This window comes from Acidovorax sp. Root402 (assembly GCF_001425125.1).
Classification (GTDB): Bacteria; Pseudomonadota; Gammaproteobacteria; order Burkholderiales; family Burkholderiaceae_C; genus Acidovorax; species Acidovorax delafieldii.
The window spans coordinates 880382-906513 of record NZ_LMDQ01000014.1 but is presented as its reverse complement, the minus strand read 5'-3'; the positions used below and the strand labels follow the sequence as shown (position 1 = coordinate 906513).

Below are 26132 nucleotides of genomic sequence, written 5' to 3'. Positions count from 1 at the left end.
GACGCGCGCGGGCCTTGCCTGTGAGCCCGCTTCGCGCGCGTTGTGTGATTTGTAGCCTGCCGTGCCCGAGGGGGCGATTTTTATGGCTATAATCGTGGTCTTGATAACGACAGGCGCGTAGCTCAGCTGGTTAGAGCACCACCTTGACATGGTGGGGGTCGTTGGTTCGAGTCCAATCGCGCCTACCAAGTTTTTCTGAAAGACACCAGCTTTCAGTGAAAAAAAACTTGGCAACAACACCGCAAGCGGTGTTCATGCAGCAAGCCACCGCAAAGGTGGCTTTTTTGTTTTCGCTTCATTCTTTCGCTTCACGCGCTGTTGCCGGGCTGTGGTGTGTGGTGCCGGAAGCTCCACGACACACAGAGCCGGACCTATCAGTCACACGTGCGACACTCGGTTGTCCTGCGTCCTCAGGGTATTCCTTTGCCGCAGCGGCGCAGCAGTCTCCCTAGAATGTGCTGCACTGCAATACATGGGTTTTGAGCCCGAGGAGTTCGTTGTGTCCGAACCGAAAACCGCTGCGTCCAAATCGGCCCAGCGCGTCATCAAGAAGTACCCAAACCGCCGTCTGTACGACACAGACACCTCCACCTACATCACGCTGGCCGAGGTGCGCCAGCTGGTGATGGACCACCAGAACGTCGTGGTGCGCGACGCCAAGACGGGCGAAGACCTCACACGCAGCATCCTGCTGCAGATCATTTTGGAAGAGGAGGCGGGCGGCGCCCCGATGTTCACCGAGGCGGTGCTGGCCAACATCATCCGGTTCTACGGCCATGCCATGCAGGGGTTCATGGGCGCGTACCTGGAGAAGAACGTCCAGGCCTTCACCGACGTGCAGACCAAGCTGGCCGAGCAGTCCCAAAGCGTGACGCCCGAGATGTGGGCGCAGTTCATGAGCCTGCAGTCGCCCATGCTCAAGGGCATGATGGGCAACTATGTCGAGCAGTCGCAGACCATGCTGGCCCAGATGCAGGAGCAGATGCAAAAGCAGACGGAGCAGATGCTGGGCGCATTTGGACTGAAAAGATAACCCCCGAGGCGCCTGCGGCGCCTTGCCCCTGGGCGGCGCCGCTAGGGCGGTGGTGCTGCCTTTGAATGGCGGCTGCGGGCTGGTGCAGCACCGGTTGCGCAGGTTGCGGCAGGTGGCAAACCTTGCGATGAATCGGCAATCCTGACCGCTCAACGCCGGAACTGGGACAATACGGGGATATGAGCGAAGCAATTGCCCCCACCAAAACACCCAAAGTCGGATTCGTCAGCCTGGGATGACCGAAATGTATCGTATGTAATGGGTCGGAGCGACGACTATCGGCCAACAGCAGACATTAAGGCCAATCGGAAGTTTTGGGGGAGGACAATGGGATACGACCTGAGACTGTGCGCCGTGAGTGACGAGCAACTAGCTTATCTTCGAGCCCACGCCCAGTACACGCGCGATTTCATCGAGGGCAGGCGCCCGACGTTGACTAAAACCGAGAAGGTTGGTTCTTGGTTTTCGAAGCGCGAGGTGGAAAGAAGAGTCGAGGTAGACGTCGGATGTGTCTGGCCGGAATCAGCCGCCGCATGTAGGACGCTGTACTCCGGGGGGGCTCTCTATTTCGTCCTCAATGGAACTGCGGCCAAAATTGACGGGGTCACCAATTTTCCGAATGTCGGAGGTCGCTACCGAGGTGAGATGCTCGGACAAGCTATTGAGCTGGGAGAAGTAGGACTGGGACACTCGCACGCTTTTCGAGAAGCGCAAGTGGCTGAGCTTCAAGCTGCATTGGGCGCCTTGGACGTAGCTACAGCTGAACATCGAGCGCGTGCATATGCGCTGGAGGCTGAGCAGGATGAGCGAGAGCTGGTGGACGTTGCGCTCAACGACATCCAATCTCTGCGCGAATTTCTTATAAAGGCTTCCTGTGCGAACCAGGGAATGATCTGGTTCTGGGCCTAGTCGGCTTGCGGCCAGGAACAGCCACTGACGGCGAATGAAAGCGGACCCTCAACCTAGAAATCAGCGGCCGTCGATGTAGGTCCGATGGATTTCCATGTTGAACCTCCGCTTCACACCCATTTGCGCCACCATGATTTCCGCTTTGAGTTCTCCGTTTGAACAAACCGTTCAATGTCTTCGCGCTCAAGTGGAAAACTTACTTCCCTAAGCGCGCTGTTCAGAAGCACTCCGCCGCAATGAGGATTGTGCAAGACGACCCTGAATAGTTCAGAGCCAGACATTTCTCCGTTGCACTGACCTCCGAATTTCTCGGTGTACTCTTTGGGGTCTGCGAAAGCCAGAACTCTGGACCTACCGCCGTGACTTGTTGAACCCAACGTTATGCCCGGCGGAGAATGACTGATAGTGCGACCAACAAGCTCTGGAGGGACATCAACAGCCCGAATGCCGATGGTCGCACTGTCCACGAGTCTAAAGAATTCCTCACACTTCTCTGAGTTCCAGGCATTCGCGAGCGATTCGATAGCATCCGATATTGGCGTGGCACTCATGTCAAACAGCTAGGTATAAAAATCCGTGAAACCTGGCAAGCTTCAACTAGGCAAACTATAGCTTGCAAGTTTAAGCAGGCACCGGACGTTTAACCAGCGCGGTTTGGACAGCAGGCTAGCGGCTAGTGAATCAACGGCAGCTTGGGGTAATTTGTTCCACCGGCTGCTTCGGGCCCAAAGCAGACGTCTGAAAAAAGACGGCTACCGGGCCAACTTGAAGTCAATCAGCCAGTTCTCGAAGTTCGGCGCGACCGGTTTTTCATGCTGGATGGAATGACGCTCGAAATTCACGATGGGGCATTCACCGTCCGCCTGCCGTCTGCTCGTGTCTAGGCAGTACGCGCCGTCTTCGTGGACACATACGACAATGAGCTCATAAGGCAGGCCGAAATCGCGCCGCAGGCTCAGCGTATCGAAGTACACGTTGCCCCCTTCATCTGTCAACGGTCCCTCTTGCAGGACGCCAGAAACACATGAATCGCCGACGCTCAATGCACCGTAGGCAGCGAGGAAGCGCCGGTATGACGGAGGAAACTCTGTTGACAGGGCTTGCTCAGCAACGCCGATGTCGGATGCACTGGCTGCGCCAGCAGTCCAGACCTCGCTGCCCGCAATGGTCACAGCCTTGATGGCATTTTCAATGTCTTGCATGAGTGTCATTGGAACTTCAGCTTCTGGCCGAATGCCGAAGTTTAGCTTCGTTGCCCTATGGACGCCCTTCAAAAAAAGACCAGCACTGCTTAGCTTGTGTCGCCCCGCCTGTGAAATGTCTGTGGCGTGACAGTGCCTGCGAGGACTCTGGCAATGACTAGCAGTTGCATACGCTTTGGCTGATCCAGTTGTTCGAACAGTGTTAGCAGCTCAATGTTTTCGCCGTCATTCATGTGATGTCCCTGGACGCTTGAAATGTCTGGCGAAGGGCTTCCGCTGGCGATAAAGCGGGGATCACATTTCAATGTTTTGGCAAGCGCGAGAAGCGTCTGCGAGCTGGGTTGTCTACCTGGAAGTCGGACCAGGTTGGAAATGGCAGATTGACTCACGCCAGCGAGCTTTGCCGCCTCTGCTTGGGTGAGTTGTCGAACCACCAATAGCCACTGGATCCGCTCGCCCAGGGTCATGGCGGCTAACCCCTTATTTTTTTGCCGGGTTCTCGCAGTTGTTGTGGGTGTCATGCCCAGTGTTTGGTTGCTTCAACTCTGCGAGTTTGTCATGTAACTCTGGGGTGATATGACGGGTGAAATACAATCGGGTCCCTAGAAAACTGCTTGCGCCGAGGAAAAAGATAAATGATTTCAGATACTTACGAGACCCCGGTGCGTTCGGTTGCTCCCAAAATTGGCATGGTGAGTTTAGGATGCCCCAAGGCGCTGACCGATTCCGAGCTGATCCTCACGCAGCTGAGCGCCGAGGGTTACGAAACCTCCAAGACCTTCCAGGGTGCAGACCTGGTCATCGTGAACACCTGCGGCTTCATTGACGATGCCGTGAAAGAAAGCCTGGACACCATTGGCGAAGCCCTGGCCGAGAACGGCAAGGTCATCGTCACCGGCTGCCTGGGCGCCCGCACGGGTGACGATGGCGGCAACATGGTGCGCCAGATGCACCCCAGCGTGCTGGCCGTGACCGGGCCCCATGCCACACAAGAGGTGATGGATGCGGTCCACCTGAACCTGCCCAAGCCCCACGACCCGTTCGTAGACCTGGTGCCCGGCAGCTTCGGCATCGCGGGCATCAAGCTCACGCCCAAGCATTACGCTTACCTCAAGATCAGCGAAGGCTGCAACCACCGTTGTACCTTCTGCATCATCCCGTCCATGCGCGGCGATCTGGTGTCACGCCCCATTGGCGACGTGCTGAGCGAGGCCAAGGCCTTGTTTGAAGGTGGTGTGAAAGAGTTGCTGGTGATCAGCCAGGACACCTCGGCCTATGGCGTGGACGTGAAGTACCGCACGGGTTTCTGGGACGGCAAGCCCGTCAAGACCCGCATGCTGGAGCTGGTGCAGACGCTGGGCGAGATTGCCGAGCCCTATGGCGCCTGGGTGCGCCTGCACTATGTCTACCCGTACCCCAGCGTGGACGAGGTGATCCCGCTCATGGCCACGGGCAAGGTGCTGCCGTACCTGGACGTGCCTTTCCAGCACAGCCACCCTGATGTCCTGAAGCGCATGAAGCGCCCCGCCAGTGGCGAGCGCAACCTGGAGCGCATCCTGCGCTGGCGCGAAGCCTGCCCCGAGCTGGTCATCCGCAGCACCTTCATTGCGGGCTTTCCGGGCGAGACGGAAGAAGAGTTCCAGCACCTGCTCGACTTCGTGCGCGAGGCGCAGATTGACCGTGCGGGCTGCTTTGCCTACAGCGATGTGAATGGCGCTGCTGCCAACGAGCTGCCCGGCATGCTGCCGATGGAAGTGCGCGAAGAGCGCCGTGCCCGCTTCATGGCGGTGGCGGAAGAGGTCTCGATCGCCAGACTGCAGCGCCGGGTGGGTGCCACCATGCAGGTGCTGGTGGACCATGCCCCTGCCCTGGGCCGCAAAGGGGGTGTGGGCCGCACTTATGCGGATGCGCCCGAGATCGACGGCACCGTGCAACTGCTGCCGCCCGAGAAGATCAGCAAGCAGCTCAAGGTGGGGGAGTTCACCAAGGCACGTATCGTGGGCGTGCAGGGGCACGACCTGGTGGCGCAACCTATCTGATTGCTATTTAATTCATAGCGTTAGACCCATGTAGCACTAGCGCATTGGCTCTGAATCATAAAAAAAGGCTTCCCGAGGGAAGCCTTTTTCTTTGGGGGATCTCCTGGGAGGGAGAGAGGGCAGCGAGCCCTTGCCGCCCTTAGACGCGCTTGCGGTATTCGCCAGTGCGGGTGTCGATTTCGATCTTGTCGCCTTGGCTGACGAACAGGGGCACGGGCACTTCGAAGCCGGTGGCGATCTTGGCAGGCTTCATGACCTTGCCGGAGGTGTCGCCCTTGACGGCGGGTTCCGTCCAGGTGATTTCGCGCTCGACGCTGGTGGGCAGTTCGACCGAGATGGCCTTGCCGTCATAGAACACCACTTCCACGGTCATGCCGTCTTCCAGGTAGTTCAGCGAGTCGCCCATGTTTTCGGCTTCCACTTCGTACTGGTTGTACTCGGTGTCCATGCACACGTACATGGGGTCGGCAAAGTAGGAGTAGGTGCACTCCTTTTTGTCCAGGATCACGTTGTCGATCTTGTCGTCGGCCTTGAACACGACTTCGGTGCCGAAGTTGCCGATCAGGCTCTTGAGCTTCATGCGCACGGTGGCTGCACCGCGGCCGCCGCGGGCGTATTCGGTCTTCAGGACCACCATGGGGTCCTTGCCGTGCATGATGACGTTGCCGGCGCGGATTTCTTGAGCGATTTTCATAGCAAGTTGCTTGGGTTGGGGCCGCTCAACGCGCGGGCTGGCAAACCATCTGGTATGCGCGCCGGTGCATGTTCTGCGGCGAAAGTGCGCGGGGAGCAGGCACTGACATGCCGCACCTGATTTGCGCAAAGCCTCGGATTTTACCGTTTTTCGGCGACAAAGCCCAAAAGTTGTGCGACGAGGTTGTCCTGCGTCAGCAGGCGCGCACGGGCAGCCAGGGTGCAGGCGGTCCACTCTGCCAGTGTGTTGTCGTCCGGCCATTGCAGCGGCGCGCCGTCCAGCCCGTTCCAGGTCGCGTGGAACTGCCGCAGTGACGCAGGGGCCTGCAGCCAGTCCAGAAAGGCCCAGAGCTTGTCGTGGTGGGCGTTGTCGTGCTGCGGGTAGATCTGCCAGACAAAGGCTTGACCCGCCCACAGCGCACGCACCAGCGAGTCCTCGCCCCGCACCGCATTGAAGTCGCAAGCCCACAGCATCTCATCAAACGCTGGCTGGGGGCGGTGGGGAAGGTAGGACAAGGACAGCAGCCCCCGCTGGTCATGCGCTTGCGGACCTCCCTGGTTCCCGGAGGGCTCGGCCAGCGTCGCCCGCACAGCAGCAGCCGGGCGGCCAGGCGTGACCAGCAGCTCGGTGGGTTGCAGCGCACACTGTTGCAGCAGGTGGGCCAGCGCCGGGGGCTCGTAGCAGAACAGCGACACCCAGCGGCTGCCCGGTATTTCTTCGCACCTGCCAAACAGAGCCCGGTGCTCCGTGCGCCAGGCGCTGCGGTCAAAGGCCTCGCGCCGCGCCATCAGATGGGGCTCGCGCAGGAGGCCGCCGGTGCCGGTGGTGAAGCCGGGGTAGAAAAACCAGCGCGTCCACCCCGATGCCGGGCCGGACAGAATGGGGGACGGCAGGCGGTGGGTGCGTGCGACGTAGGCCTCTGCAGACAGGTATTCCAGGTTGATCCAGACAGGTTTGGAGCGATTTTGGCCAGAAGCGCCAGTGGAATATGCGCTATACGCTATGAATTCAGGAGCAATATCGCAGCCGAAGGCCTCCACTATCACATCGGGTGGCGGCTCGTTGGGGCCCGGCGGCGGCGCGCCCCAGGGCCGCACCTCCACCCCGGCGCAGCCCCCAGGGGCCATCCATTGCAGCGCCGAGGCGTCGTCCACCCACAGGCGCACGCGGTGGCCCAGTGCGGCCAGCTGCGCCACCAGACGCCAGCACACGCCAATGTCGCCAAAGTTGTCAATCACGCGGCAGAACACATCCCACTGCAGGGGCTGGCGGTCGGGGGTCATGGTGTGGCGGGCTGGGTGCGCAAGTGGTCCACCAGCAGCCGGGCCACGGTGGAGAGGGATTCTTCCGACCGCACGCACAGCGACAGGCGGCGGTGGGCCCAGGGCTCGTTCAGGGTGACGGTGCGGATCTGCAGCGCGCCCTGGTACAGCCGCGCACTGCCGCGCGGCATCACGCCCACACCCAGGCCGGCGTTGACCATGAGGCACAGCGCGTCGTAGCTGGTGACCTGCATGCGCAGTCGAAGCGGCAGGCCAGCCTCGGCGGATGCGCGGGTGAGCTGGTTGTTGATGGCGCTGTTGGGGTGCGCGCCCACAAAGTCATAGGGCAGGGCGTCTGCCAGCCGCACGGACTTGCGCCGCGCCAGCGCATGACCGGTGGGTACCACCAGCACCAGCTCGTCGGTGCGGTAGGGCAGCAGCGTCACCCGTTCGCCGTAGTGGCCTTCGTTCAGGATGCCCACGTCGGCCGCGTTCTCGGCCACGGAATGCGCAATCGCGCTGCTGATCTGCTCCTGCAGCCGCACATCCACCTGCGGGTGTTGTGCCAGAAAGCTCTGCAGTTCCCCCGGCAAAAACTGCGTGATGGCCGAGATGTTGGCCACCACGCGCACGTGGCCGCGCACTCCGGTGCCATATTCGCGCATCTGGGTGGCGATGCCGTCCAGGTCATTCAGTACGCCGCGCGCCAGGTTCAGCAGGGCAAATGCGGCAGCCGTGGGCTCGGTGCCCTTGTTGCTGCGGGTGAACAGGGCCACGTGCAACGCGTCTTCCAGGTCGGCCAGGCGGCGGCTCACGGCCGAGGCGGCCAGGTGCTCGCGCGCGGCGGCGGCAGCGATGGTGCTTTCTTCCATCACGGCCACAAACAGGCGCAGGGAGACGGGGTCGAGCTTCATGGGGCCTGATGGTAACAAGCTGCCATGCCGGTTTGCGATGGCATCTTGTTGCTTGAGCGATTTACGGCCCCGCACACCCTGCGCATCATTCGCCCCGAGCCGCCCCGGCGTGGGGCTGGCCGCAGGAGATAACCCCACCCATGGATTCCATTGCTTCCCCCGCCGCGTTGCAAGGCGTGCGCGTCATCGAAATGGGCCAGCTCATCGCCGGGCCTTTCTGCGGCAAGACGCTGGGCGAGTTTGGCGCCGATGTGATCAAGATCGAGGCGCCCGAGACCGGCGACCCGCTGCGCAACTGGCGCCTCATCAAGGAAGGTACCTCCGTCTGGTGGCAGGTGCAGTCGCGCAACAAGCGCTCGGTGGCGCTGGACCTGCGGCAAAAGGAGGGACAGGACATTGCTCGCCAGCTGATTGCAGAAGCCGATGTGCTGGTCGAGAACTTCCGCCCCGGCACGCTGGAAGGCTGGGGCATGTCGCCCGAGGAGCTGCACCAACTCAACCCCGGCCTCGTGATGCTGCGCATCTCTGGCTACGGCCAGACGGGACCCTACCGCGACCTGCCAGGCTTTGGCGCCATCGGCGAAGCCATGGGCGGCCTGCGCCACCTGACGGGCGAGCCCGGCCGCGTGCCGGTGCGCGTCGGTGTCTCGATTGGCGACACACTGGCAGCGCTGCACGGCACCATCGGCGTGCTCACGGCGCTGTACCACCGCAAGGTCAACGGCGGCCAGGGCCAGGTGATTGACGTGGCGCTGCACGAGGCAGTGTTCAACGTGATGGAAAGCCTGATCCCCGAATACAGCGCCTTCGGCGCCGTGCGCGAGGCAGCAGGCAGCGCGCTGCCGGGCATTGCGCCCAGCAATGCCTACCCCTGCCAGGACGGCTGGGTGCTGGTGGCGGGCAATGGCGACAGCATCTTTAAGCGGTTGATGGACGCGATTGGCAGGCCCGACCTGGGCGCCGCGCCGGACCTGGCCAACAACACCGGCCGCGTGGCGCGTGTGGAAGAGATCGACGCGGCGATTGGCGCCTGGAGCGCGCAGCGCACTGTGCAGCAGGTGCTGGATGCATTGGGCGCTGCCCGCGTGCCTGCGGGCAAGGTCTACACCGCCAAAGACATTGCCGAAGACCCGCACTACCGCGCCCGCGACATGCTGCTGACGCAACAGACGCGCGACGGCTACAGCGTGGAAGTGCCCGGCATCGTGCCCAAGCTCTCGGCCACGCCGGGCAGCATCCGCAGCAGCGCGCCGCACCTGGGCGACGACACCGATGCGGTGCTGGCCGAGGCAGGCCTCACGGCCGAACAGATTGCGCTGCTGCGCAGCAAGGGGGTGATTCAATGAGTGCATCCAACACGGTGTGGCAGGGCGCAGGCCGCCGTATCCATATGCAGGAAGTCGGCCTGCGCGACGGCCTGCAGATGGAAAAGGCCTTTGTGCCCACGGCCGACAAGATCGCGCTGTGCAACGCGCTGTCGGCGGCGGGCCTGGCCAAGATTGAGGTGACTTCGTTCACTTCGCCCACGGCCATCCCTGCGCTCAAAGACGCCGAGATCGTGATGCGCGAGATCACGCGCCGCCCCGGCACGGTCTACACCGCCCTGGTGCCCAACCTGCGCGGCGCCGAGCGCGCCATTGAGTCGCGCACGGATGAGCTGAACCTCGTCATGTCGGTGAGTGCCACGCACAACCTGGCCAACCTGCGCATGACGCAGGAACAGTCGTTCGCGGCGCTGGCGCAGGTGGTGGCCCTGGCGCAGGGTGCCAACGTGGCGGTGAATGTGTCGCTGTCGTGTGTTTTCGGCTGCCCCATGGAGGGCGATGTGGCCCAGGCCGATGTGTTCGGCTGGGTGCAGCGCTTTGTGGACCTGGGCGCGCGTGGCATCACGCTGTGCGATACCACGGGCATGGCCTACCCCACGCAGGTGCACCAGCTCACCGCGGCAGCCCGCGCGCGCTGGCCGGGGGTGGAGTTCACCCTGCATTTCCACAACACGCGTGGCATGGGGCTGGCCAATGTGCTGGCGGCCATCGACGCGGGTGCGGACCGGTTCGATGCCTCGCTGGGCGGCCTGGGCGGCTGCCCCTATGCGCCGGGCGCCAGCGGCAATGTGTGTAGCGAAGAGATCGTGCATGCGCTGGCGCTGATGGGCTATGACACCGGGGTGGACTTGGCACAACTGGTGGTGGCGGCGCAGCAACTGCCTGCGTTGATCGGCCACGATATCCCCAGCCAGATTGCCAAGGCGGGTCCGCGCCTGGCACTGCACCCGGTGCCTGCCGATTTCGAGGCGATCCGCGAAAGAGCGCTTGCCCGCTGAGCGCGGGCGAGCCTGCATTCACACATAACACCAGGAGACAAAAGCCATGACCTTCCCCGCCCCACTGTCCCGCCGCATCTTCACCGCCGCCGTGCTGTGCTCCGCTGCCTTCGCAGCGGGCGCGCAGGACAAATACCCCTCCAAGCCCATCACCGTGGTGGTGCCCCAGGCCGCTGGTGGCGCCAACGACGCCATTGCGCGCGTGGTGGCGCAAAAACTCAGCGAACAAATGGGCCAGAGCGTGATCGTGGACAACCGCCCTGGTGCGGGCGGCACCCTGGCCACAGGCGCCACGGCCCGCGCGCGCAATGATGGCTACACCCTGCTGCTGACGGCCGACAGCGCCCATGTGATTGGCCCTGCGCTGTACAAGAACCCGGGGTTCGATCCGGTCAAGGACTTCGCACCCGTGGCGCCCGTGGCCACGGCGGGCTATGTGCTGGTGGCTCATCCGTCCTTCCCGGCCAACACCGTGGCCGAAATGGTGGCTTTGGCGAAGGCCAGCCCTGGCAAATATGCGATTGCCTCGGCGGGCAACGGCACGCTGAACCACCTGATTGGTGAGATGCTGCAAAAGGCGGCAGGCATCCAGCTGCAGCACATTCCGTACAAGGGTTCCGCCGCTGCAGCCACCGACGTGGTGGGCGGGCAAGTGCCGCTGTCGGTGCAAAGCCTGCCGTCAGCCATTGCGTTCATCAAGGCAGGCAAGCTCAAGGTGCTGGGTGTGGTCAATGAAAAGCGCGTGGCCGCACTGCCCGATGCGCCCACCATCGGCGAGACGATCAAAGGCTTTGGCCAGGCGCCCTGGTATGCGCTGTTTGCCCCGGCTGGCACGCCCGCGCCCATCGTGGCGCAGCTGCAGGCCGAGGTGGCGCGCGCGCTGGAGCACAAGGACGTGGTGGACAAGCTGGCCACCGTGGGCTGCGAGCCCTTCAAGGGCACGGCGGCGCAGCTGGCGGCGCTGGTGCAGTCCGACCTGCCCAAGTGGAGCCGCGTGGTCAAGGACACGGGTGCGACGGTCGATTGACCGGGTGCTTTCTCTGCGCCTTTTTGCTTCTCGCAACTCAGATTTTTGACAACAACGACAACGACAACGACGGAGACATCCCTTCATGAAAACCACCCGCAAGCAGTTCACCACCCTCGCCCTGGCCGCACTGGCCACCATCAGCTTCATCGGCCACGCAGCGGCGCAGGGCGCTTACCCGTCCAAGAACGTCACCATGGTGGTGCCCACCGCCGCAGGCGGCACCACCGACCTGTCGGCCCGCATGCTGGCGCAGGCGCTTGCGCCGGTGCTGGGCCAGTCGGTCATCGTGGACAACAAGGGCGGGGGCAACGGCAACATTGCCGCCAGCGCCGTCAAGCGGGCCGAGGCCGATGGCTACACGCTGCTCATGCAGTACTCGGGCTACCACGTCATCTCGCCCCACATCACCAAACAAAAGCAGTGGGAGCAAGGCGACTTCCAACCCGTGGCCAACGTGATCTCGGCCCCGCAGATCATCGTGGTGCGTGCCGACCTGCCGGTGAAAACGCTGCCCGAGCTGATCGCCTACGCCAAGGCCAATCCCGGCAAGCTCAACTACGCCTCGTCGGGCAACGGCTCGCTGCAGCACGTGACCGGTGCCATGCTGGAGCAGCAAGGCGCCATCAAGATGGTCCACGTGCCCTATAAGGGCACGGGCCCCGCACTGCAGGACCTTCTGGGCGGCCAGGTGGACCTGACTTTTGGCACCGCGCCTCCCTTCATGCCCCACATTGCCAGCGGCAAACTGCGCGTGCTGGCCGTGACGGGCAAACAGCGCCTGCCCAGCCTGCCCGACGTGCCCACCACGGCCGAGGCCGGCTACCCCAGAGTCGATGCCACCTCGTGGTTTGCCGTGTTTGCCCCCGCCGCCGTGCCCAAGGCCGTGGTGGACAAGCTGGCGGCCGACATCCGCACCGTGGTGCAGAACTCGGCCTTCCAGCAAAAGGCGCAGGAGCAGGGCGCCACGGCGGACTACCAGACCCCGGCGCAGCTGGGTGACAAGGTGAAGGCCGATCTGGCCAACTGGGCGCAGGTGGTGAAGACCTCGAAGATCGAGGCGGAGTGACCGGGGTACGGTGATTTTTTGATCAAAATGGCTGCAAGCGCTGGTTGAATATGCGCTGGTAGCTATTTTTTTGATAGTGAACAGGGCAGGCTGCGCGCGGGGCCACAATACGCGCCATGTCTGATGTGCATTCCGAAGAACTCCTGGCGCAGGTGGCTGCGCTGCCCGCGCTGCCGGGCGTGTACCGCTATTTCGACGCGCAGGATGCGCTGCTGTACGTGGGCAAGGCGCTCAACCTCAAGCGCCGGGTGTCCAGCTACTTCCAGAAGAACCATGGCGGCACGCGCATCGGCCACATGGTCAGCAAGATCGTGCGCATGGAGACCACGGTGGTGCGCTCCGAAGCCGAGGCGCTGCTGCTGGAAAACAACCTCATCAAGACGTTGAACCCCAAGTTCAACATCCTGTTCCGCGACGACAAGAGCTATCCCTACCTCAAGATCACTGGCACGCCGGGTGCCCACACGCGGGGCGATGCGCCGGGCCAGGTGTTTCCGCGCATGGCGTACTACCGGGGCTCGGTCGATAAAAAGCACCGGTACTTTGGCCCGTACCCCAGCGCCTGGGCGGTGAAGGAAACCATTCAGCTGCTGCAAAAGGTGTTCCGGCTGCGCACCTGCGAAGACACGGTATTTGCCAACCGCACACGGCCCTGCCTGCTGTACCAGATCAAGCGCTGCACCGGGCCCTGCGTGGACTTGATTTCGCCCGAGGCCTATGCGGCTGACGTGCAGCACGCCGAGGCATTGCTGCGTGGTGAAACGCAGGAGGTGCTGCAAGCCATGGAGGTGCGGATGATGGCGCACTCGGACAAGCTGGAGTTTGAGCAGGCTGCCGAGGTGCGCAACCAGATCCAGGCGCTGTCGCGCGTGCTGCACCAGCAGTCCATTGAGACGGTGGATGACAAGGATGTGGACATCCTGGCGGTGCGCGTGCAAGGCGGTCGTGCCTGCGTGAACCTGGCCATGGTGCGCGGTGGCCGCCACCTGGGCGACCGGCCGTATTTCCCGGTGCACGTCGAGGACGCTGCGGCGGTGTTTGAAGAAGAAGGCGGGGACGGTGCGGATGAAACGGTGGCCACCCCGTCTCGCCCGGTTCGCCCTGTGGAGGCCCTGGTGCTGGAGGCCTTCATTGCCCAGCACTACATCGGTGTGCCCGTGCCACCGCTGCTGGTGACCAGTGTGCCGGTGGACAAGGCCTTGCTGGACGCGCTGACCGAACAAAGTGGCTTGCGCGTGAACGCTATCCACCAGCCGCGCGAACAGCGCCGCGCGTGGCTGGACATGGCGCAGAAAAACGCCGATCTGCAACTGGCCCGTCTGCTGGCCGAGGAGGGCTCGCAGCAGGCCCGCACGCGGGCGCTGGCCGAGGCGCTGGATCTGCCGCCCGAAGACCTGGATCAGCTCACCATCGAGTGTTTCGACATCTCGCACACGGCAGGCGAATCCACCCAGGCGTCGTGTGTGGTGTTTCACCACCACAAGATGCAGAGCAGCGAATACCGCCGCTACAAGATCGAAGGCATCACCGGCGGCGACGACTATGCCGCCATGCGCCAGGTGCTCACGCGCCGCTACAGCAAGGTGGTGGAGGCGCTGCGCGAGGAGGGCGGCATCGACTATGCACAATCGCCCGAGGCGCAAGCCGCAGCCCGGCCCCAAGGCCAGGCGCGTTTGCCGGACCTGGTGCTCATCGACGGCGGCAAGGGCCAGGTGGGCGTGGCGCGCGAGGTGTTCACGGCACTGGGGCTGGACCTGACCCGCATCGTGGGGGTCGAGAAGGGCGAGGGCCGCAAGGTGGGCCTGGAAGAGCTGGTGTTTGCCGACGGGCGCGAAAAGGTCTACCTGGGCAAGGATTCGGCCGCGCTGATGCTGGTGGCGCAGATCCGCGATGAGGCGCACCGCTTTGCCATCACCGGCATGCGCGCGGCACGGGCCAAGGTGCGCGTGGGAGGCGGGCAACTGGAAGAAATTGCGGGGGTGGGGCCCAAGAAGCGAGCGCGCCTGTTGCAACGTTTTGGCGGGGTGCGTGGTGTGGCATCCGCGAGCGTGGAGGACCTGGCCACCGTGGATGGCATCTCGCATGAATTGGCAGAAGAAATTTACAAGGCATTGAGATAAGCCCCATGTGCCGTTCCACGGCCGCGCCGTGACACAATCGCCGCCATGTTCTGGACTATCCCCACCTTGATGACCTGGACGCGCATCGTCGCGATACCTTTGATCGTGGGGGTGTTCTACGCACCGCTGGACCCGGCCACGCGCAATCTCATTGCCACCGTGATGTTCGTGGTGTTCGCGGCCACCGACTGGCTGGACGGCTACCTGGCCCGCAAGCTCAACCAGACCTCGTCCTTCGGTGCTTTCCTGGACCCGGTGGCCGACAAGTTTCTGGTGTGTGCGTCGCTCCTGGTGCTGGTGCACCTGCAACGTGCCGACGTGTTTGTGGCGCTCATCATCATCGGCCGCGAGATCGCGATCTCGGCCCTGCGCGAGTGGATGGCGCAGATCGGCGCCAGCAAGAGCGTGGCCGTGCACATGATCGGCAAGGTCAAGACCACGGTGCAGATGCTGGCCATCCCCTTTCTGCTGTACGACGGGCGCCTGTTTGGCGTGATCGATACCGGCGTGTGGGGCACCTGGCTCATCTGGGCCTCGGCGGTGCTCACCGTCTGGTCGATGGTGTACTACCTGCAGAAGGCGTTGCCGGAGATCCGGGCACGCGTCAAATAGTTTTCAAGTCTTTGATGCCTGGAGCGCTTGATATATAAGCGCAGGCAGCTATATTTTCAGGAGCATCTGAATGGCGAAGCATCGCATTGCAGTCATTGCCGGTGACGGCATTGGCAAAGAGGTCATGCCCGAGGGCATCCGCGTTCTGGACGAGGCCGCCCGCAAGTTTGGCATTGACCTGCATTTCGACCACTTCGACTTTTCGAGCTGGGACTACTACGAAAAGCACGGCAAGATGCTGCCCGATAACTGGAAGGACCAGATTGGCGGCCATGAGGCCATTTACTTCGGCGCGGTGGGCTGGCCCGACAAGATCGCTGACCATGTCTCGCTCTGGGGCTCGCTGCTGCTATTCCGCCGCGAGTTCGATCAGTACATCAACCTTCGGCCCGCACGCCTCATGCCAGGCGTGATCGCCCCTGTGGTGCGCCGTGATGGCAGCCCGCGCCTGCCCGGCGAGATCGACATGCTGATCGTGCGTGAGAACACCGAAGGCGAATACTCCAGCATCGGTGGCCGCATGTACGAAGGCACTCCGCGCGAGATCGTGATGCAGGAGACAGTGATGTCGCGCCACGGCGTGGACCGCGTGCTGAAGTTTGCGTTTGAACTGGCCCAGTCGCGCCCCAAGAAGCACCTGACCAGCGCCACCAAGTCCAACGGCATCGCCATCACCATGCCCTACTGGGACGAGCGCGTGGCCGAGATGGCCAAGGCCTACCCCGATGTGACGGTGGACAAGTTCCACATCGACATCCTCACCGCCCACTTCGTGCAGCGGCCCGACTTCTTTGACGTGGTGGTTGCCAGCAACCTGTTTGGCGACATCCTCTCGGACCTGGGACCTGCGTGCACCGGCACCATCGGCATCGCGCCCAGCGCCAACCTCAACCCCACGCGCACCATGCCGTCGCTGTTTGAGCCGGTGCATGGCTCGGCGCCCGACATCGCGGGCAAGGGCATCGCCAACCCCATCGGGCAGATCTGGTGTGGCGCAATGATGCTGGACTTCCTGGGTTACCGCGCCGCGCACGACGCCGTTCTGGCCGCTATCGAAGCCGTGTTGCAACCCGGCAGTGGTGCTCCGCGCACCCCGGACCTGGGCGGCACGGGCAGCACGCAGGATGTGGGCAAAGCCATTGCTCAGGCACTCGCTGCTCGTTGAGTACGGCTGGCTGCGGGGTGTCAATACGGAGTGCTGCCGATACGGCGTGTTTGAGACAAAACCCCCCGCCAAGCCCTGTCGCAGCGTGAAATACGACTAGAATCCAAAACAACGCTGACGCAAAACAGCGTGTTGTATTGACACTCTGAAACTCGATGGCTTTAATCTGATGCAGCAGCCACTGCTGTGTATGCCAGTCATTCCCCCGCCTGTTCTCCACCAGCCCACGGCTGTGCTTTCAGGCGTGTGAAGACCAGATATCCTCGAGACATTCCATTAACTCTTTTCCGAGAGGCTTCTTGTGAACAAAACCGAATTGATTGAGCACATCGCTACCAACGCCGACATCTCCAAGGCCGCTGCTGCGCGTGCCCTGGAATCCACGATCGAGGCTGTCAAGAAGACTCTCAAGAAGGGCGGCACCGTGTCGCTCGTCGGTTTCGGTACCTTCGCTGTGGGCAAGCGTGCTGCCCGTACCGGTCGCAATCCCCGTACTGGCGCTACGATTAAAATCAAAGCTGCTAAAGTTCCGAAGTTCCGTCCTGGCAAGGCATTGAAAGATGCCTTGAACTGAGGATCAGTTTAGGTGGGGTCCTTAGCTCAGTTGGTAGAGCGGCTCCTTTACACGGAGTAGGTCGGCGGTTCGAGACCGTCAGGACCCACCATCACCGAACAAAGGCGAACGCAAGTTCGCCTTTTGTTTTTTGCCTTCTGAAAGATCGACCATGTTTGAATCCATCCGCAAGCACTCCAAGATCGTGATGATCTTCTTGTTCTTGCTGATCATTCCTTCGTTTGTGCTGGTAGGCATCGACCGCAACTATTTCTCTGAAAAGAGCCCTGTGGTAGCCCGTGTCGATGGCAACAACATCAACCAGACGGACTGGGACAATGCCCATCGCATGGAGACAGACCGCATTCGCGCCCAGTCTCCCTCGGTCGATCCCAAGTTGCTGGACTCTCCCAGCGCCCGGTATGCCACGCTGGAGCGCCTGGTGCGTGACCGTGTGCTGGCGGCTGCCGCGCAAAAGATGCACCTCGTGACCAGCGATGCGCGCCTGGCCCGCAGCCTGCAGGAGATTCCCGCCATTGCGGGACTCAAGCGCCCGGACGGTACGCTGGACGCCGATGCCTATCGCGCACTGGTCGCTGCTCAAGGCCTGACGCCCGAAGGTTTCGAAGCCAATGTGCGCCGCGACATCTCGGTGAACCAAGTGATGGGTGGCGTGATGAGCTCCGCGTTTGGCTCCGATGCGCAGGTCAAACTTGCGCTCGACGCTTTGTATGAGCGCCGTGAGATCCAGGTGGCCCGATTCAACGCTGCCGACTTCGCCAGCAAAGTCACCCCGACAGATGCAGACCTGGAGGCCCACTACAAGGCCCATCCCGCCCTGTTCCAGCAACTGGAACAGGCAGCCATCGAATACGTGGTGCTGGATCTCGACAGCGTGCGGGCGTCCATCACCCTGGGTGAAGACGACCTGCGTACTTACTACAAAGAGAATGTGGCTCGCATGACGGCGAAGGAAGAGCGCCGCGCCAGCCACATCCTGGTAAACGCTCCCAAGGATGCATCCGCCGCGGACCGCGAGAAGGCCAAGGCCCGTGCCACTGAACTGCTGGCCCAGGTGCGCAAGGCTCCCGGCAGCTTTGCTGATGTGGCCAAGAAATCCTCTGACGACAAGGGCTCGGCCGTTGCGGGCGGAGACCTGAACTTCTTTGCCCGGGGTGCGATGGTCAAGCCCTTTGAAGAAGCTGCGTTTGCGCTGAAAAAGGGTGAAATCAGTGATCTGGTGGAAACCGAGTTTGGTTATCACATCATCCAGCTCACCGACATCAAGACACCCCGCCAGCCCAGCTTTGAAGAACTGCGCCCCACCATGGAAGCAGAGCTCAAGCAGCAGCAGGCGCAGCGCAAGTTTGCCGAGGTGGCAGAGTCCTTCACCAACGGTGTGTATGAGCAGGCAGACAGCCTCCAGCCCGTGGCCGACAAGCTCAAGCTGAAGATTCAGACTGCCAAGGGCGTGACCCGGACCCCTGCCGCAGGTGCCAAGGGCCCTCTGGCCAACGCCAAGTTCCTCGAAGCACTTTTTGCTACCGACTCGCTGCAGAACAAGCGCAACACCGAGGCGGTGGAAGTGGGCCCCAGCCAGATGGCTGCCGGTCGTGTGACCACCTACACCCCTGCATTGACACTGCCCTATGACGAAGTGAAGGCCCGTGTTCGCACCTTGTATGTGGCTGAGAAATCTGCCGAACTCGCACGCAAGGAGGGCGAGGCCAAGCTCAATGCATGGAAGGCTGCCCCGTCTTCTGCCACAGGCTTGGCCGCAGCGACCGAAGTCTCACGCGAACAGACCCAGAACCTGCCGCGTGCCCTGATCGATGCCGCGCTGCGGGCTCCCTCCGAAGCGCTGCCGGGCTGGACGGGGGTGGATTTGGGCGCTGCGGGTTATGCCGTGGTCAAGGTCAACCGCGTCGTGCCGCGCCAGGCACCGGACGCGCAGCGTGCGCAGCAGGAGCGCCAACAATACGTGCAGTGGTTGGCCACGGCCGAAGGGCTGGCGTACTATGAACTGCTAAAGCAGCGCTTCAAGGTGCAGATAAAGGCACCACGTCCCGAGGCGGCAGCAACAGTGACTGCAGAAAATTAAGCGATTTGATGTCCGGGACCAAAATCCCGGGCTATAATACAAAGCTACGGTGGCTGTAGCTCAGTTGGTAGAGTCCAGGATTGTGATTCCTGTTGTCGTGGGTTCGAGCCCCATCAGCCACCCCAAAATAGCAAAGCGCTGCAGCAGAAATGTTGCAGCGCTTTTTGCTTTGGGGCTGTATGGAATCTCGCCTTGCGCATGTCCCCCTGTGCAGCGTTGCGCGTCAATGGGATCTTCTGACCATCAAAGCCCCGCCTTTCGCTCACCACAGCCCCACACGGCGCATACTGCATGCTCCACTTTTTGGGAGTTTCTGATGAGCCTTGTGATTCGCGACGCGTCGCCCAGTGAAAAGCGCGGCAACGCCATGTCTGCGGCCTTGGCCAAAGAGCAACTTCAATACGCGGTCCAGATCGTGCGCGACGTGTTGCCGCAGAGCGCTGGCGATGCGGCATTGATCGGCGCCGTGGTGCAGGCCATTGCCATGAATTACGCTGCTGTGCCCCAGCCCAATCGTTAGGGTTGGGGCTGTACGCGACGAGGTGCTTGATCCACATCCGTTATCCAGCCCGCGCGCGCATTGCTTGGCTGTTCCACACTCGTCAGAATGGATCGATTGGTATGAGTGGGGAGATTGAAAGCTACCAGCTGGGCGGCTGGCCCCGGAGGAGTTCACACAGTGCCTCGTAAGCCACATGGATATTGGCTTTCGTGCTTTCGATTCAGAAAAGTACCATCAAAAGTACCATCATTTTTCGGTGCGTCTCCTGTGTGGCACTTATCAGACGCTGTGAGACGGCCTGAATGGTAATGATTCTTTCGGTGGTCTCCGGCAGGGGCGGTAGTATTCGGTAACAACTACACGCCGCCTTTGCATGCACAGGGATGGTGCGAACTGCCGAATGGATAAGACAAAACTCTCCGAAAGCGACATTTGCGAAAAATTCATCCGCCCGGCCATGGAGCAAGCCGGGTGGAACGGTCTGGACCAGATTTTTCGGGAGTATCCGTTGCGCGCCGGGCGTGTGGTGGTGCGTGGCAGCAAGGCCTACCGCGATAAGAGTACGGTGCTGCGGGCCGACTACGCCTTGTTCTACAAGGCCAACATTCCGTTGGCGGTCGTTGAGGTCAAGGACAACAAGCACGCCGTAGGTGCAGGCATAGGCCAAGCGCTCAACTACGCCCAGCTGCTCGATGTGCCGTTTAGCTTTTCTAGCAATGGCGACGGCTTCGTGTTCCGCGATGCGACCCTGGCCACCGGCGTGCTGGAGCAGAACCTCACCCTCGAAGAATTTCCGTCGCCGCAGGATTTGTGGAACCGCTACTGCGCCTGGAAGGGCTGGTCCGCCGAAGAAAGCCGCGTCGCGGGGTTTGACTACGCCCCCAACAAAACCCCGCGCTACTACCAGCTCAACGCCGTCAATCGCGCGGTCGAGGCCATCGCTGCCGGGCAAGATCGCGTGCTCCTGGTCATGGCCACCGGCACCGGCAAGACCTACACCGCCTTTCAGATCATCTGGCGCCTGTGGAAGAGCGGCGCCAAAAAGCGCATCCTCTTCCTAGCCGACCGCAACATCCTCATCGACCAGACCATGGTCAACGACTTTCGCCCCTTCAAGGGCGCGATGGCCAAGCTTAGCCCCAACGCCAAGGGGGTGGAGCGGGTCGATGCGCAAGGCACTGTGTCGGTCGAAGACGTTGACCTGGCCGTCAACAAAACCACCAAGCTGGTGGACAAAAGCTACGAGATCTACCTGTCGCTCTACCAGGCCGTCACCGGCACGGAGGAAGAGCGCAACATCTACAAGCAGTTCAGCCCCGACTTTTTTGACCTCATCGTGATTGATGAATGCCACCGGGGCAGTGCCTCTGAAGATTCCGCCTGGCGCGAAATCCTCACCTACTTTGCCCGCGCCACGCAGATCGGCCTGACCGCCACGCCCAAGGAGACAAAGGACGTTTCCAACAGCGATTACTTTGGCGAGCCCGTCTACACCTACAGCTTGAAACAAGGCATCGAAGACGGCTACCTGGCCCCGTACAAAGTCATCCGCGTGGACCTGGATAAAGACACTTTCGGCTGGCGCCCCACGGTGGGCATGACCGATAAACACGGCCACGCCATCGAAGACCGCATCTACACAGGCGCCGATATGAACCGCAAGCTCGTGCTGGAGCAGCGCGACGTGGCCGTGGCCGCCAAGATCACCGAATACCTCAAGGCCACCGACCGCTACGCCAAGACCATTGTGTTTTGCGAAGACATCGATCACGCCGCACGTATGCGCCAGGCGCTGAGCAACGCCAACGCCGACCTGTGTGCCACCCAGGCCAAATACGTGGTGCAGATCACCGGCGACAACACCGAGGGCAAGATGGAGCTCGACAACTTCATCGACCCAGAAAAAACCTACCCCGTTATCGCCACCACCTCCAAGCTCATGAGCACGGGTGTGGACGCCCAAACATGCAAGCTCATCGTGCTGGACCAGGGCATCAAGTCCATGACCCTGTTCAAGCAGATCATCGGCCGGGGCACCCGCATCAATGAGAACCATGGCAAAACCTGGTTCACCATCCTCGACTTCAAGCGCGCCACCGAACTGTTTGCCGACAAGGACTTTGACGGCGAGCCCGTGCAAATCTACGAACCCGGCAGCGGTGAGCCCGTGGCGCCGCCCGAACCAGCGCTGCCAGGCGGCATTCCGGGTGACACAGGTCTGCCCGGCGGTGCGTCTGACCCCCTTGACCCTCTAGGCCCCTTCGCAGGCGGTGGTGGTGCGGGGGGCGGCCCCAAGAAATACGTCGTCGGCAGCAACGTCACCGTCACCGTGGCCCGCGAGCGCGTGCAATACCTCAACGCCGAAGGCAAGCTCATCACCGAAAGCCTGCGCGACTACACCCGCATCAACCTGAAGAAGCGCTTCGAATCGCTGGACCAGTTTCTGCAGGCATGGCAGCACGCCGACCGCAAGGCGGCACTGCTGCAAGAACTGGAAGGGCAGGGCGTGCTGCTGGAGGCTTTGGCCGACGAAGTAGGCAAAGACCTCGACCCCTTTGATTTGCTGCTGCATGTCGCCTACGACCAGCCCCCGCTCACCCGCACCGAGCGGGCCCGCCGTGTGAAAAAGCGGAACATCTTCACTCAGTACGGCCCCGTGGCTCGCAAAGTGCTGGAGGCTTTGCTCGACAAATACGCCGACGAGGGCATCGTCACTATTGAAAGCAACGAGGTCTTCAAAATTCAACCCTTCACCGAGCTGGGAAGCCCATCGGAGTTGGTGCGTAGTTTTGGCGGCCGCCCGCAGTACCTTGACGCGCTGCAAACCCTGCAGCGTGAGCTTTATTCCACCTCCGCTTGAGCGAACCGATCTCCTACCGAGTGACCATGAAAGAAATATTGAACAAGGCAAAAGCGAAGGCGGGCCAGCTCTCCCGAGACCTGCGTCCAGATGCCGCTGACATTAAGCGTTCGACAGACTATGCGATTGACGCTGCGAGCAAAGTCGCTGGACAAGTTGGGCGCCTTGGCAAGGATGCACTTAAAACGGATATGGCCAGAGATGCTGCCGCAGGCGCTGCCATTGGCGCCCTTGTCGCTGTCCCAGTGCCGGTGATTGGGCCCATGGCGGGAGCCGTCATCGGTGCAGGATTGGGCGTCTACAAAAACATCACGCGCCCAAGCACCAATAGGTCTGCTGATCCGTCTCCGCTACTCACTAGCCAGCCGGTCACTGTGATCGACGTTGTGGCTAGTGAGCAAACCCCAACCGACAAATTTGAAGAGCTGAACAAGCTCCACGATCTCAAGGTGAAGGGCGCCCTCACAAGCAAAGAATTCGCCACCGAAAAAAAGAAGATCCTGGATCGATAACTAGATATGTCCAACCTCACCCCCGTCATCAAATCCATCCAAGACATCATGCGCCAGGACAGCGGCGTCGATGGCGACGCCCAGCGCATCAGCCAGCTCACCTGGCTGCTGTTCCTCAAGGTGTTTGACGCGCTCGAAGAAGAGCTGGAGCTCACGCGCGACCATTACCAAAGCCCCATCCCCGAAGCCATGCGCTGGCGCAATTGGGCTGCAGACCCCGAGGGCATGACCGGCGAGGCGCTGCTCGACTTTGTGGACAACCAGCTTTTTGCCACCCTCAAAAGCCTCAGCGCCGACCCCGTGCGCAACCCACGCGGCTTTGTGGTGCGCGGCGTGTTTGAAGACGCCTACAACTACATGAAGAGCGGCCACCTGCTGCGCCAGGTCATCAACAAGCTCCACGCCATCGACTTCAACCGCCAGAGCGAGCGCCACCAGTTCAACGACCTGTACGAAAAAATCCTCAAAGACCTGCAAAGCGCCGGCAACGCGGGCGAGTTCTACACCCCCCGCGCCGTCACCCAGTTCATGGTGGACATGGTCAACCCGCAGCTGGGCGAGGTGGTGCTAGACCCGGCCACCGGCACCGGCGGCTTTCTCGTCTGTGCCATCGAGCACCTACGCAAACAGGTGCACAACGCCGACCAGGAGGACGTGCTGCAAAACAGCATTCGCGGCGTCGAGAAAAAGCAGATGCCCCACATGCTGTGCGTCACCAACCTGCTGCTGCACGGCATCGAGGTGCCCAGCAACATCCGGCACGACAACACCCTGGTGCGCCCCCTGCGCGACTACACTGCCGCCGACCGCGTGGACGTGGTGCTCACCAACCCGCCCTTTGGTGGCGTGGAAGAGCCCGGCATCGAACAAGGCTACCCCGCCGACGTGCGCACCAAAGAGACCGCCGACCTGTTTCTAGTGCTCATAAAGCACATCCTCAAAACCAACGGCCGCGCCGCCCTGGTGCTGCCCGACGGCACCCTGTTTGGCGAAGGCGTCAAAAGCCGCATCAAAGAGCAACTGCTCACCGAGTGCAACCTGCACACCATCGTGCGCTTGCCTAACGGCGTGTTTGCGCCCTACACCGGCATCAAGACCAACCTGCTGTTTTTCACCAAGGGCCAGCCCACCCAGCATGTCTGGTACTACGAACACCCCTACCCGCCGGGCGTGAAGAATTACAACAAAACCAAGCCCATCCGCATCGAAGAGTTCGATGCCGAAAAAGCCTGGTGGGGCACCGAGGCTGACGGCTTTGCTGCCCGCGCGGAAAACGAGCGCGCCTGGAAGGTCAGCATCGACACCATCCGCGCCGCCAACTGGAACCTCGACCAGAAGAACCCCCATGTGGGCGAACAAACCAGCCACGACCCCGACGAACTGCTGGCCCAGCACGCCCGGCTGCAAGCCGAGGCCCAGGCCCTGCGCGATGAGCTGAAGGGCATCCTGGCCCAGTCTTTAATGGTCAAAACGGCCACTAGCGCTTGAGGGATAAGCGCATGCTGCTATCAAATTTGGATGTGTTGGCGAAAGCTCCCGGCGGCGTGGCCCGCCTGCGCGAACTGATTCTGACCCTGGCCGTGCAAGGCAAGCTGGTGCCGCAAGACCCGGCGGACGAACCGGCCAGCGTGCTGCTGAAGAAGATTCGGGCGGAGAAAGACTGGTTGATTGCCGCAAAAACATTGAAGCGCGAAAAGAATGAGCCCGCGCTAACTGACGGTGAACTGCCGTTTGAGTTACCTGATTCTTGGAGTTGGGTGGCATTGGGGGAGGTCATCGACATTGTTCGCGGTATTACCTTTCCGGCCGATCAAAAAACCAGGGAGGCTGCGCCTGGGCGAATAGCTTGCCTTCGTACGTCGAATGTGCAACTGGCGATTGAATGGGACGACCTTCTATTTGTGGATCGTTCTTTTATGGGTCGCGAGGACCAACTTATTCAGCATCACGACATCGTTATGTCTATGGCAAACAGTCGTGAACTGGTCGGCAAGGTTGCGCTCATCGAGCATGTTCCTCACGCCGAAGCGACGTTTGGTGGTTTTCTTGGAGTTTTGCGCCCTCGGAAAATTGAGCCACGTTATGCGATGGCTGTTTTGCGCACCCCATACGCTCGGTCGTTGCTGATCGACAGCTCAAGCCAAACGACAAACATTGCCAATGTCTCCTTAGCGAAGCTGCGGCCGTTGCCGTTTCCTCTGCCGCCGGAGGCAGAACAATCCCGCATCGTCACCCGCGTCGAAGAACTCATGCGCCTGTGCGATGCGCTGGAGGCCAAGGGCCAACTGGAGGCCGCGCAACACGCTCAACTGGTCAGCACCCTGCTGGGCACGCTCACCGCAAGCACCACCCCCGAGGAACTGGCCGCCAACTGGCAGCGCGTGGCCCAGCACTTCGACCTGCTGCTGGACCGCCCCGAAGCCATCGACGCCCTGGAGAAAACCCTGCTGCAACTGGCCGTGCGCGGCCTGCTCGTGGCCCAAGACCCCACCGACGAACCCGCATGCGAACTGCTGAAAAAAATCCGCGCCGAAAAAGACCGCCTCATCGCCACCGGCCAGATCAAACGCGACAAACCCCTGCCGCCCATCACCGACGAGGAAATGCCGTTTGAATTGCCGGTGGGGTGGGAGTGGGCACGCGTTGGAAACATTGGCATTACGCAGACGGGCGGCACTCCTGCCTCGAATAGGCCGGAATTCTTTGATGGGGATTTCCCGTTTATTGGACCTGGTCAAATCACGTTGACTGGAGAAGTCCTATCGCCGGAGAAATTCATATCCGAAGGCGGTCGCTTCGAGTCGGCAGTCGCTGAGCCCGGAGACATTCTTATGGTTTGTATTGGTGGCTCTATTGGCAAGAGCGCCTCTGCTACCTACGCAACTGCGTTTAATCAGCAAATAAATAGTATCCATCCTCTACTCGCGCTTAACGCTTATGTATTGAGTGCGATGGCCGCTAGCGACTTCGTTATTTCCGTAATCGGGGCCTCTACAGGATCTGCGACACCGATTATTAGTAAAGGCAAGTGGGACTTGTTGTTGCTGCCGATGCCGCCCCTCGCTGAGCAATCACGCATTGTTGCCCGCTTGGCCCAAATGCGCAGGCTGTGCGTCGATTTGCGCCAGCGCCTCACAGCTGCTCAATCAAGCCAATCTCGCCTAGTTGTGGCGCTTGTCAGTGAGGTCGTCGCATCGTGAGAAATCTTGAAATAGCGCCTGGGTCTGACGAAAAC

General features: G+C 61.6%; 22 protein-coding genes and 3 tRNA genes. 20 read left to right on the top strand and 5 right to left on the bottom strand.

All coding sequences use genetic code 11. The annotated features are described in order from the left end of the window. Nucleotides 1-111 precede the first annotated feature (111 nt). The 3 genes from ASC83_RS15280 to ASC83_RS15270 all read left to right on the top strand — a co-directional run bounded on the left by ASC83_RS15280 (nt 112) and on the right by ASC83_RS15270 (nt 1942). Nucleotides 112-188: transfer RNA gene (locus tag ASC83_RS15280), tRNA-Val, on the top strand. 284 nt (nt 189-472) lie between these two features. Next, a complete protein-coding gene (gene phaR, locus ASC83_RS15275) occupies nt 473-1033 on the top strand; it encodes a polyhydroxyalkanoate synthesis repressor PhaR (RefSeq protein WP_056064204.1) in 561 nt (186 codons plus the stop codon). Nucleotides 1034-1387: 354 nt separating this feature from the next. After that, entirely contained in the window at nt 1388-1942 is a 555-nt protein-coding gene (locus ASC83_RS15270; protein WP_156379516.1) for a hypothetical protein, read from the top strand. Nucleotides 1943-2694: 752 nt separating this feature from the next. On the opposite strand, the gene ASC83_RS15265 is transcribed toward ASC83_RS15270, so the two are convergent. Both ASC83_RS15265 and ASC83_RS23635 read right to left on the bottom strand, forming a co-directional pair. After that, on the bottom strand, nt 2695-3144 hold the full coding sequence (locus ASC83_RS15265) for an SMI1/KNR4 family protein (protein ID WP_162245497.1): 450 nt from the start codon (nt 3142-3144) through the stop codon (nt 2695-2697). Nucleotides 3145-3233: 89 nt separating this feature from the next. Then, nucleotides 3234-3665, bottom strand: a complete 432-nt coding sequence (locus ASC83_RS23635; protein ID WP_082522472.1) for a helix-turn-helix domain-containing protein — start codon at nt 3663-3665, stop codon at nt 3234-3236. Between the two features lie 114 nt (nt 3666-3779). Here ASC83_RS23635 and rimO point away from each other — a divergent pair, with 114 nt between their 5' ends. Next, the gene (rimO, locus tag ASC83_RS15260) at nt 3780-5183 is read left to right on the top strand and encodes a 30S ribosomal protein S12 methylthiotransferase RimO (RefSeq protein ID WP_056064196.1); all 1404 of its coding nucleotides are present in this window, start codon (nt 3780-3782) and stop codon (nt 5181-5183) included. 139 nt (nt 5184-5322) lie between these two features. Here the strand turns inward: rimO and efp are convergent, their stop codons facing one another. The 3 genes from efp to ASC83_RS15245 form a co-directional block, all read right to left on the bottom strand. Beyond that, complete coding sequence (efp, locus tag ASC83_RS15255) at nt 5323-5877, bottom strand: elongation factor P (protein ID WP_008906801.1); 555 nt, start codon at nt 5875-5877, stop codon at nt 5323-5325. 140 nt (nt 5878-6017) lie between these two features. Next, nucleotides 6018-7160 carry an elongation factor P maturation arginine rhamnosyltransferase EarP gene (earP, locus tag ASC83_RS15250; RefSeq protein ID WP_056064193.1) on the bottom strand — a complete coding sequence of 381 codons (1143 nt, stop codon included), beginning with the start codon at nt 7158-7160 and terminating at the stop codon, nt 6018-6020. Next, nucleotides 7157-8053: a LysR family transcriptional regulator gene (locus ASC83_RS15245; protein WP_056064190.1), complete on the bottom strand. Its 897-nt coding sequence runs from the start codon at nt 8051-8053 to the stop codon at nt 7157-7159. Before ASC83_RS15245 ends, earP begins: the two co-directional genes overlap by 4 nt. Before the next feature lie 140 nt (nt 8054-8193). On the opposite strand from ASC83_RS15245, the gene ASC83_RS15240 reads away from it, so the two are divergent. From ASC83_RS15240 to ASC83_RS15165, 16 genes are all read left to right on the top strand, one after another. After that, entirely contained in the window at nt 8194-9399 is a 1206-nt protein-coding gene (locus ASC83_RS15240; protein ID WP_056064187.1) for a CaiB/BaiF CoA-transferase family protein, read from the top strand. Continuing rightward, on the top strand, nt 9396-10376 hold the full coding sequence (locus ASC83_RS15235) for a hydroxymethylglutaryl-CoA lyase (RefSeq protein WP_056064184.1): 981 nt from the start codon (nt 9396-9398) through the stop codon (nt 10374-10376). The genes ASC83_RS15240 and ASC83_RS15235 overlap by 4 nt, the downstream gene beginning before the upstream one ends. Nucleotides 10377-10422: 46 nt before the next feature. Then, entirely contained in the window at nt 10423-11403 is a 981-nt protein-coding gene (locus tag ASC83_RS15230; protein ID WP_056064180.1) for a tripartite tricarboxylate transporter substrate binding protein, read from the top strand. Between the two features lie 85 nt (nt 11404-11488). Next, nucleotides 11489-12472 (top strand): tripartite tricarboxylate transporter substrate binding protein, encoded by a 984-nt coding sequence (locus ASC83_RS15225; protein ID WP_056064177.1) that lies wholly within the window; start codon nt 11489-11491, stop codon nt 12470-12472. Between the two features lie 116 nt (nt 12473-12588). Further along, nucleotides 12589-14592: an excinuclease ABC subunit UvrC gene (gene uvrC / locus ASC83_RS15220; protein WP_056064174.1), complete on the top strand. Its 2004-nt coding sequence runs from the start codon at nt 12589-12591 to the stop codon at nt 14590-14592. 45 nt (nt 14593-14637) lie between these two features. Further along, nucleotides 14638-15204 (top strand): CDP-diacylglycerol--glycerol-3-phosphate 3-phosphatidyltransferase, encoded by a 567-nt coding sequence (gene pgsA / locus ASC83_RS15215; RefSeq protein ID WP_026436902.1) that lies wholly within the window; start codon nt 14638-14640, stop codon nt 15202-15204. A gap of 70 nt (nt 15205-15274) precedes the next feature. Next, nucleotides 15275-16369: a tartrate dehydrogenase gene (locus ASC83_RS15210; RefSeq protein ID WP_056064173.1), complete on the top strand. Its 1095-nt coding sequence runs from the start codon at nt 15275-15277 to the stop codon at nt 16367-16369. A gap of 301 nt (nt 16370-16670) precedes the next feature. After that, complete coding sequence (locus ASC83_RS15205; RefSeq protein WP_008906675.1) at nt 16671-16943, top strand: HU family DNA-binding protein; 273 nt, start codon at nt 16671-16673, stop codon at nt 16941-16943. Nucleotides 16944-16958: 15 nt separating this feature from the next. Continuing rightward, nucleotides 16959-17034 (top strand) — tRNA-Val (locus tag ASC83_RS15200). A 60-nt stretch (nt 17035-17094) separates the two neighbouring features. After that, nucleotides 17095-19023, top strand: a complete 1929-nt coding sequence (locus tag ASC83_RS15195; protein ID WP_056064170.1) for a SurA N-terminal domain-containing protein — start codon at nt 17095-17097, stop codon at nt 19021-19023. Between the two features lie 49 nt (nt 19024-19072). Then, nucleotides 19073-19148, top strand: a tRNA-His gene (locus ASC83_RS15190). A 191-nt stretch (nt 19149-19339) separates the two neighbouring features. Then, nucleotides 19340-19543 (top strand): hypothetical protein, encoded by a 204-nt coding sequence (locus tag ASC83_RS15185; RefSeq protein ID WP_056064167.1) that lies wholly within the window; start codon nt 19340-19342, stop codon nt 19541-19543. A gap of 382 nt (nt 19544-19925) precedes the next feature. Next, nucleotides 19926-22385 carry an EcoAI/FtnUII family type I restriction enzme subunit R gene (hsdR, locus tag ASC83_RS15180; RefSeq protein WP_056064164.1) on the top strand — a complete coding sequence of 820 codons (2460 nt, stop codon included), beginning with the start codon at nt 19926-19928 and terminating at the stop codon, nt 22383-22385. 26 nt (nt 22386-22411) lie between these two features. After that, nucleotides 22412-22897, top strand: coding sequence for an SHOCT domain-containing protein (locus tag ASC83_RS15175; protein ID WP_056064161.1), 486 nt, complete (start codon nt 22412-22414; stop codon nt 22895-22897). A 6-nt stretch (nt 22898-22903) separates the two neighbouring features. Further along, entirely contained in the window at nt 22904-24385 is a 1482-nt protein-coding gene (locus ASC83_RS15170; RefSeq protein WP_056064158.1) for a class I SAM-dependent DNA methyltransferase, read from the top strand. 11 nt (nt 24386-24396) lie between these two features. Further along, nucleotides 24397-26097, top strand: a complete 1701-nt coding sequence (locus ASC83_RS15165; protein WP_056064155.1) for a restriction endonuclease subunit S — start codon at nt 24397-24399, stop codon at nt 26095-26097. Nucleotides 26098-26132 lie beyond the last annotated feature (35 nt).

Coding starts and splice junctions, on each gene's coding strand:
- phaR (WP_056064204.1), top strand. CDS start 473: ATGGGTTTTGAGCCCGAGGAGTTCGTTGTGTCCGAACCGAAAACCGCT.
- ASC83_RS15265 (WP_162245497.1), bottom strand. CDS start 3,144: ATGCAAGACATTGAAAATGCCATCAAGGCTGTGACCATTGCGGGCAGC.
- ASC83_RS23635 (WP_082522472.1), bottom strand. CDS start 3,665: ATGACACCCACAACAACTGCGAGAACCCGGCAAAAAAATAAGGGGTTA.
- rimO (WP_056064196.1), top strand. CDS start 3,780: ATGATTTCAGATACTTACGAGACCCCGGTGCGTTCGGTTGCTCCCAAA.
- efp (WP_008906801.1), bottom strand. CDS start 5,877: ATGAAAATCGCTCAAGAAATCCGCGCCGGCAACGTCATCATGCACGGC.
- earP (WP_056064193.1), bottom strand. CDS start 7,160: ATGACCCCCGACCGCCAGCCCCTGCAGTGGGATGTGTTCTGCCGCGTG.
- ASC83_RS15245 (WP_056064190.1), bottom strand. CDS start 8,053: ATGAAGCTCGACCCCGTCTCCCTGCGCCTGTTTGTGGCCGTGATGGAA.
- ASC83_RS15240 (WP_056064187.1), top strand. CDS start 8,194: ATGGATTCCATTGCTTCCCCCGCCGCGTTGCAAGGCGTGCGCGTCATC.
- ASC83_RS15235 (WP_056064184.1), top strand. CDS start 9,396: ATGAGTGCATCCAACACGGTGTGGCAGGGCGCAGGCCGCCGTATCCAT.
- ASC83_RS15230 (WP_056064180.1), top strand. CDS start 10,423: ATGACCTTCCCCGCCCCACTGTCCCGCCGCATCTTCACCGCCGCCGTG.
- ASC83_RS15225 (WP_056064177.1), top strand. CDS start 11,489: ATGAAAACCACCCGCAAGCAGTTCACCACCCTCGCCCTGGCCGCACTG.
- uvrC (WP_056064174.1), top strand. CDS start 12,589: ATGTCTGATGTGCATTCCGAAGAACTCCTGGCGCAGGTGGCTGCGCTG.
- pgsA (WP_026436902.1), top strand. CDS start 14,638: ATGTTCTGGACTATCCCCACCTTGATGACCTGGACGCGCATCGTCGCG.
- ASC83_RS15210 (WP_056064173.1), top strand. CDS start 15,275: ATGGCGAAGCATCGCATTGCAGTCATTGCCGGTGACGGCATTGGCAAA.
- ASC83_RS15195 (WP_056064170.1), top strand. CDS start 17,095: ATGTTTGAATCCATCCGCAAGCACTCCAAGATCGTGATGATCTTCTTG.
- ASC83_RS15185 (WP_056064167.1), top strand. CDS start 19,340: ATGAGCCTTGTGATTCGCGACGCGTCGCCCAGTGAAAAGCGCGGCAAC.
- hsdR (WP_056064164.1), top strand. CDS start 19,926: ATGGATAAGACAAAACTCTCCGAAAGCGACATTTGCGAAAAATTCATC.
- ASC83_RS15175 (WP_056064161.1), top strand. CDS start 22,412: ATGAAAGAAATATTGAACAAGGCAAAAGCGAAGGCGGGCCAGCTCTCC.
- ASC83_RS15170 (WP_056064158.1), top strand. CDS start 22,904: ATGTCCAACCTCACCCCCGTCATCAAATCCATCCAAGACATCATGCGC.
- ASC83_RS15165 (WP_056064155.1), top strand. CDS start 24,397: ATGCTGCTATCAAATTTGGATGTGTTGGCGAAAGCTCCCGGCGGCGTG.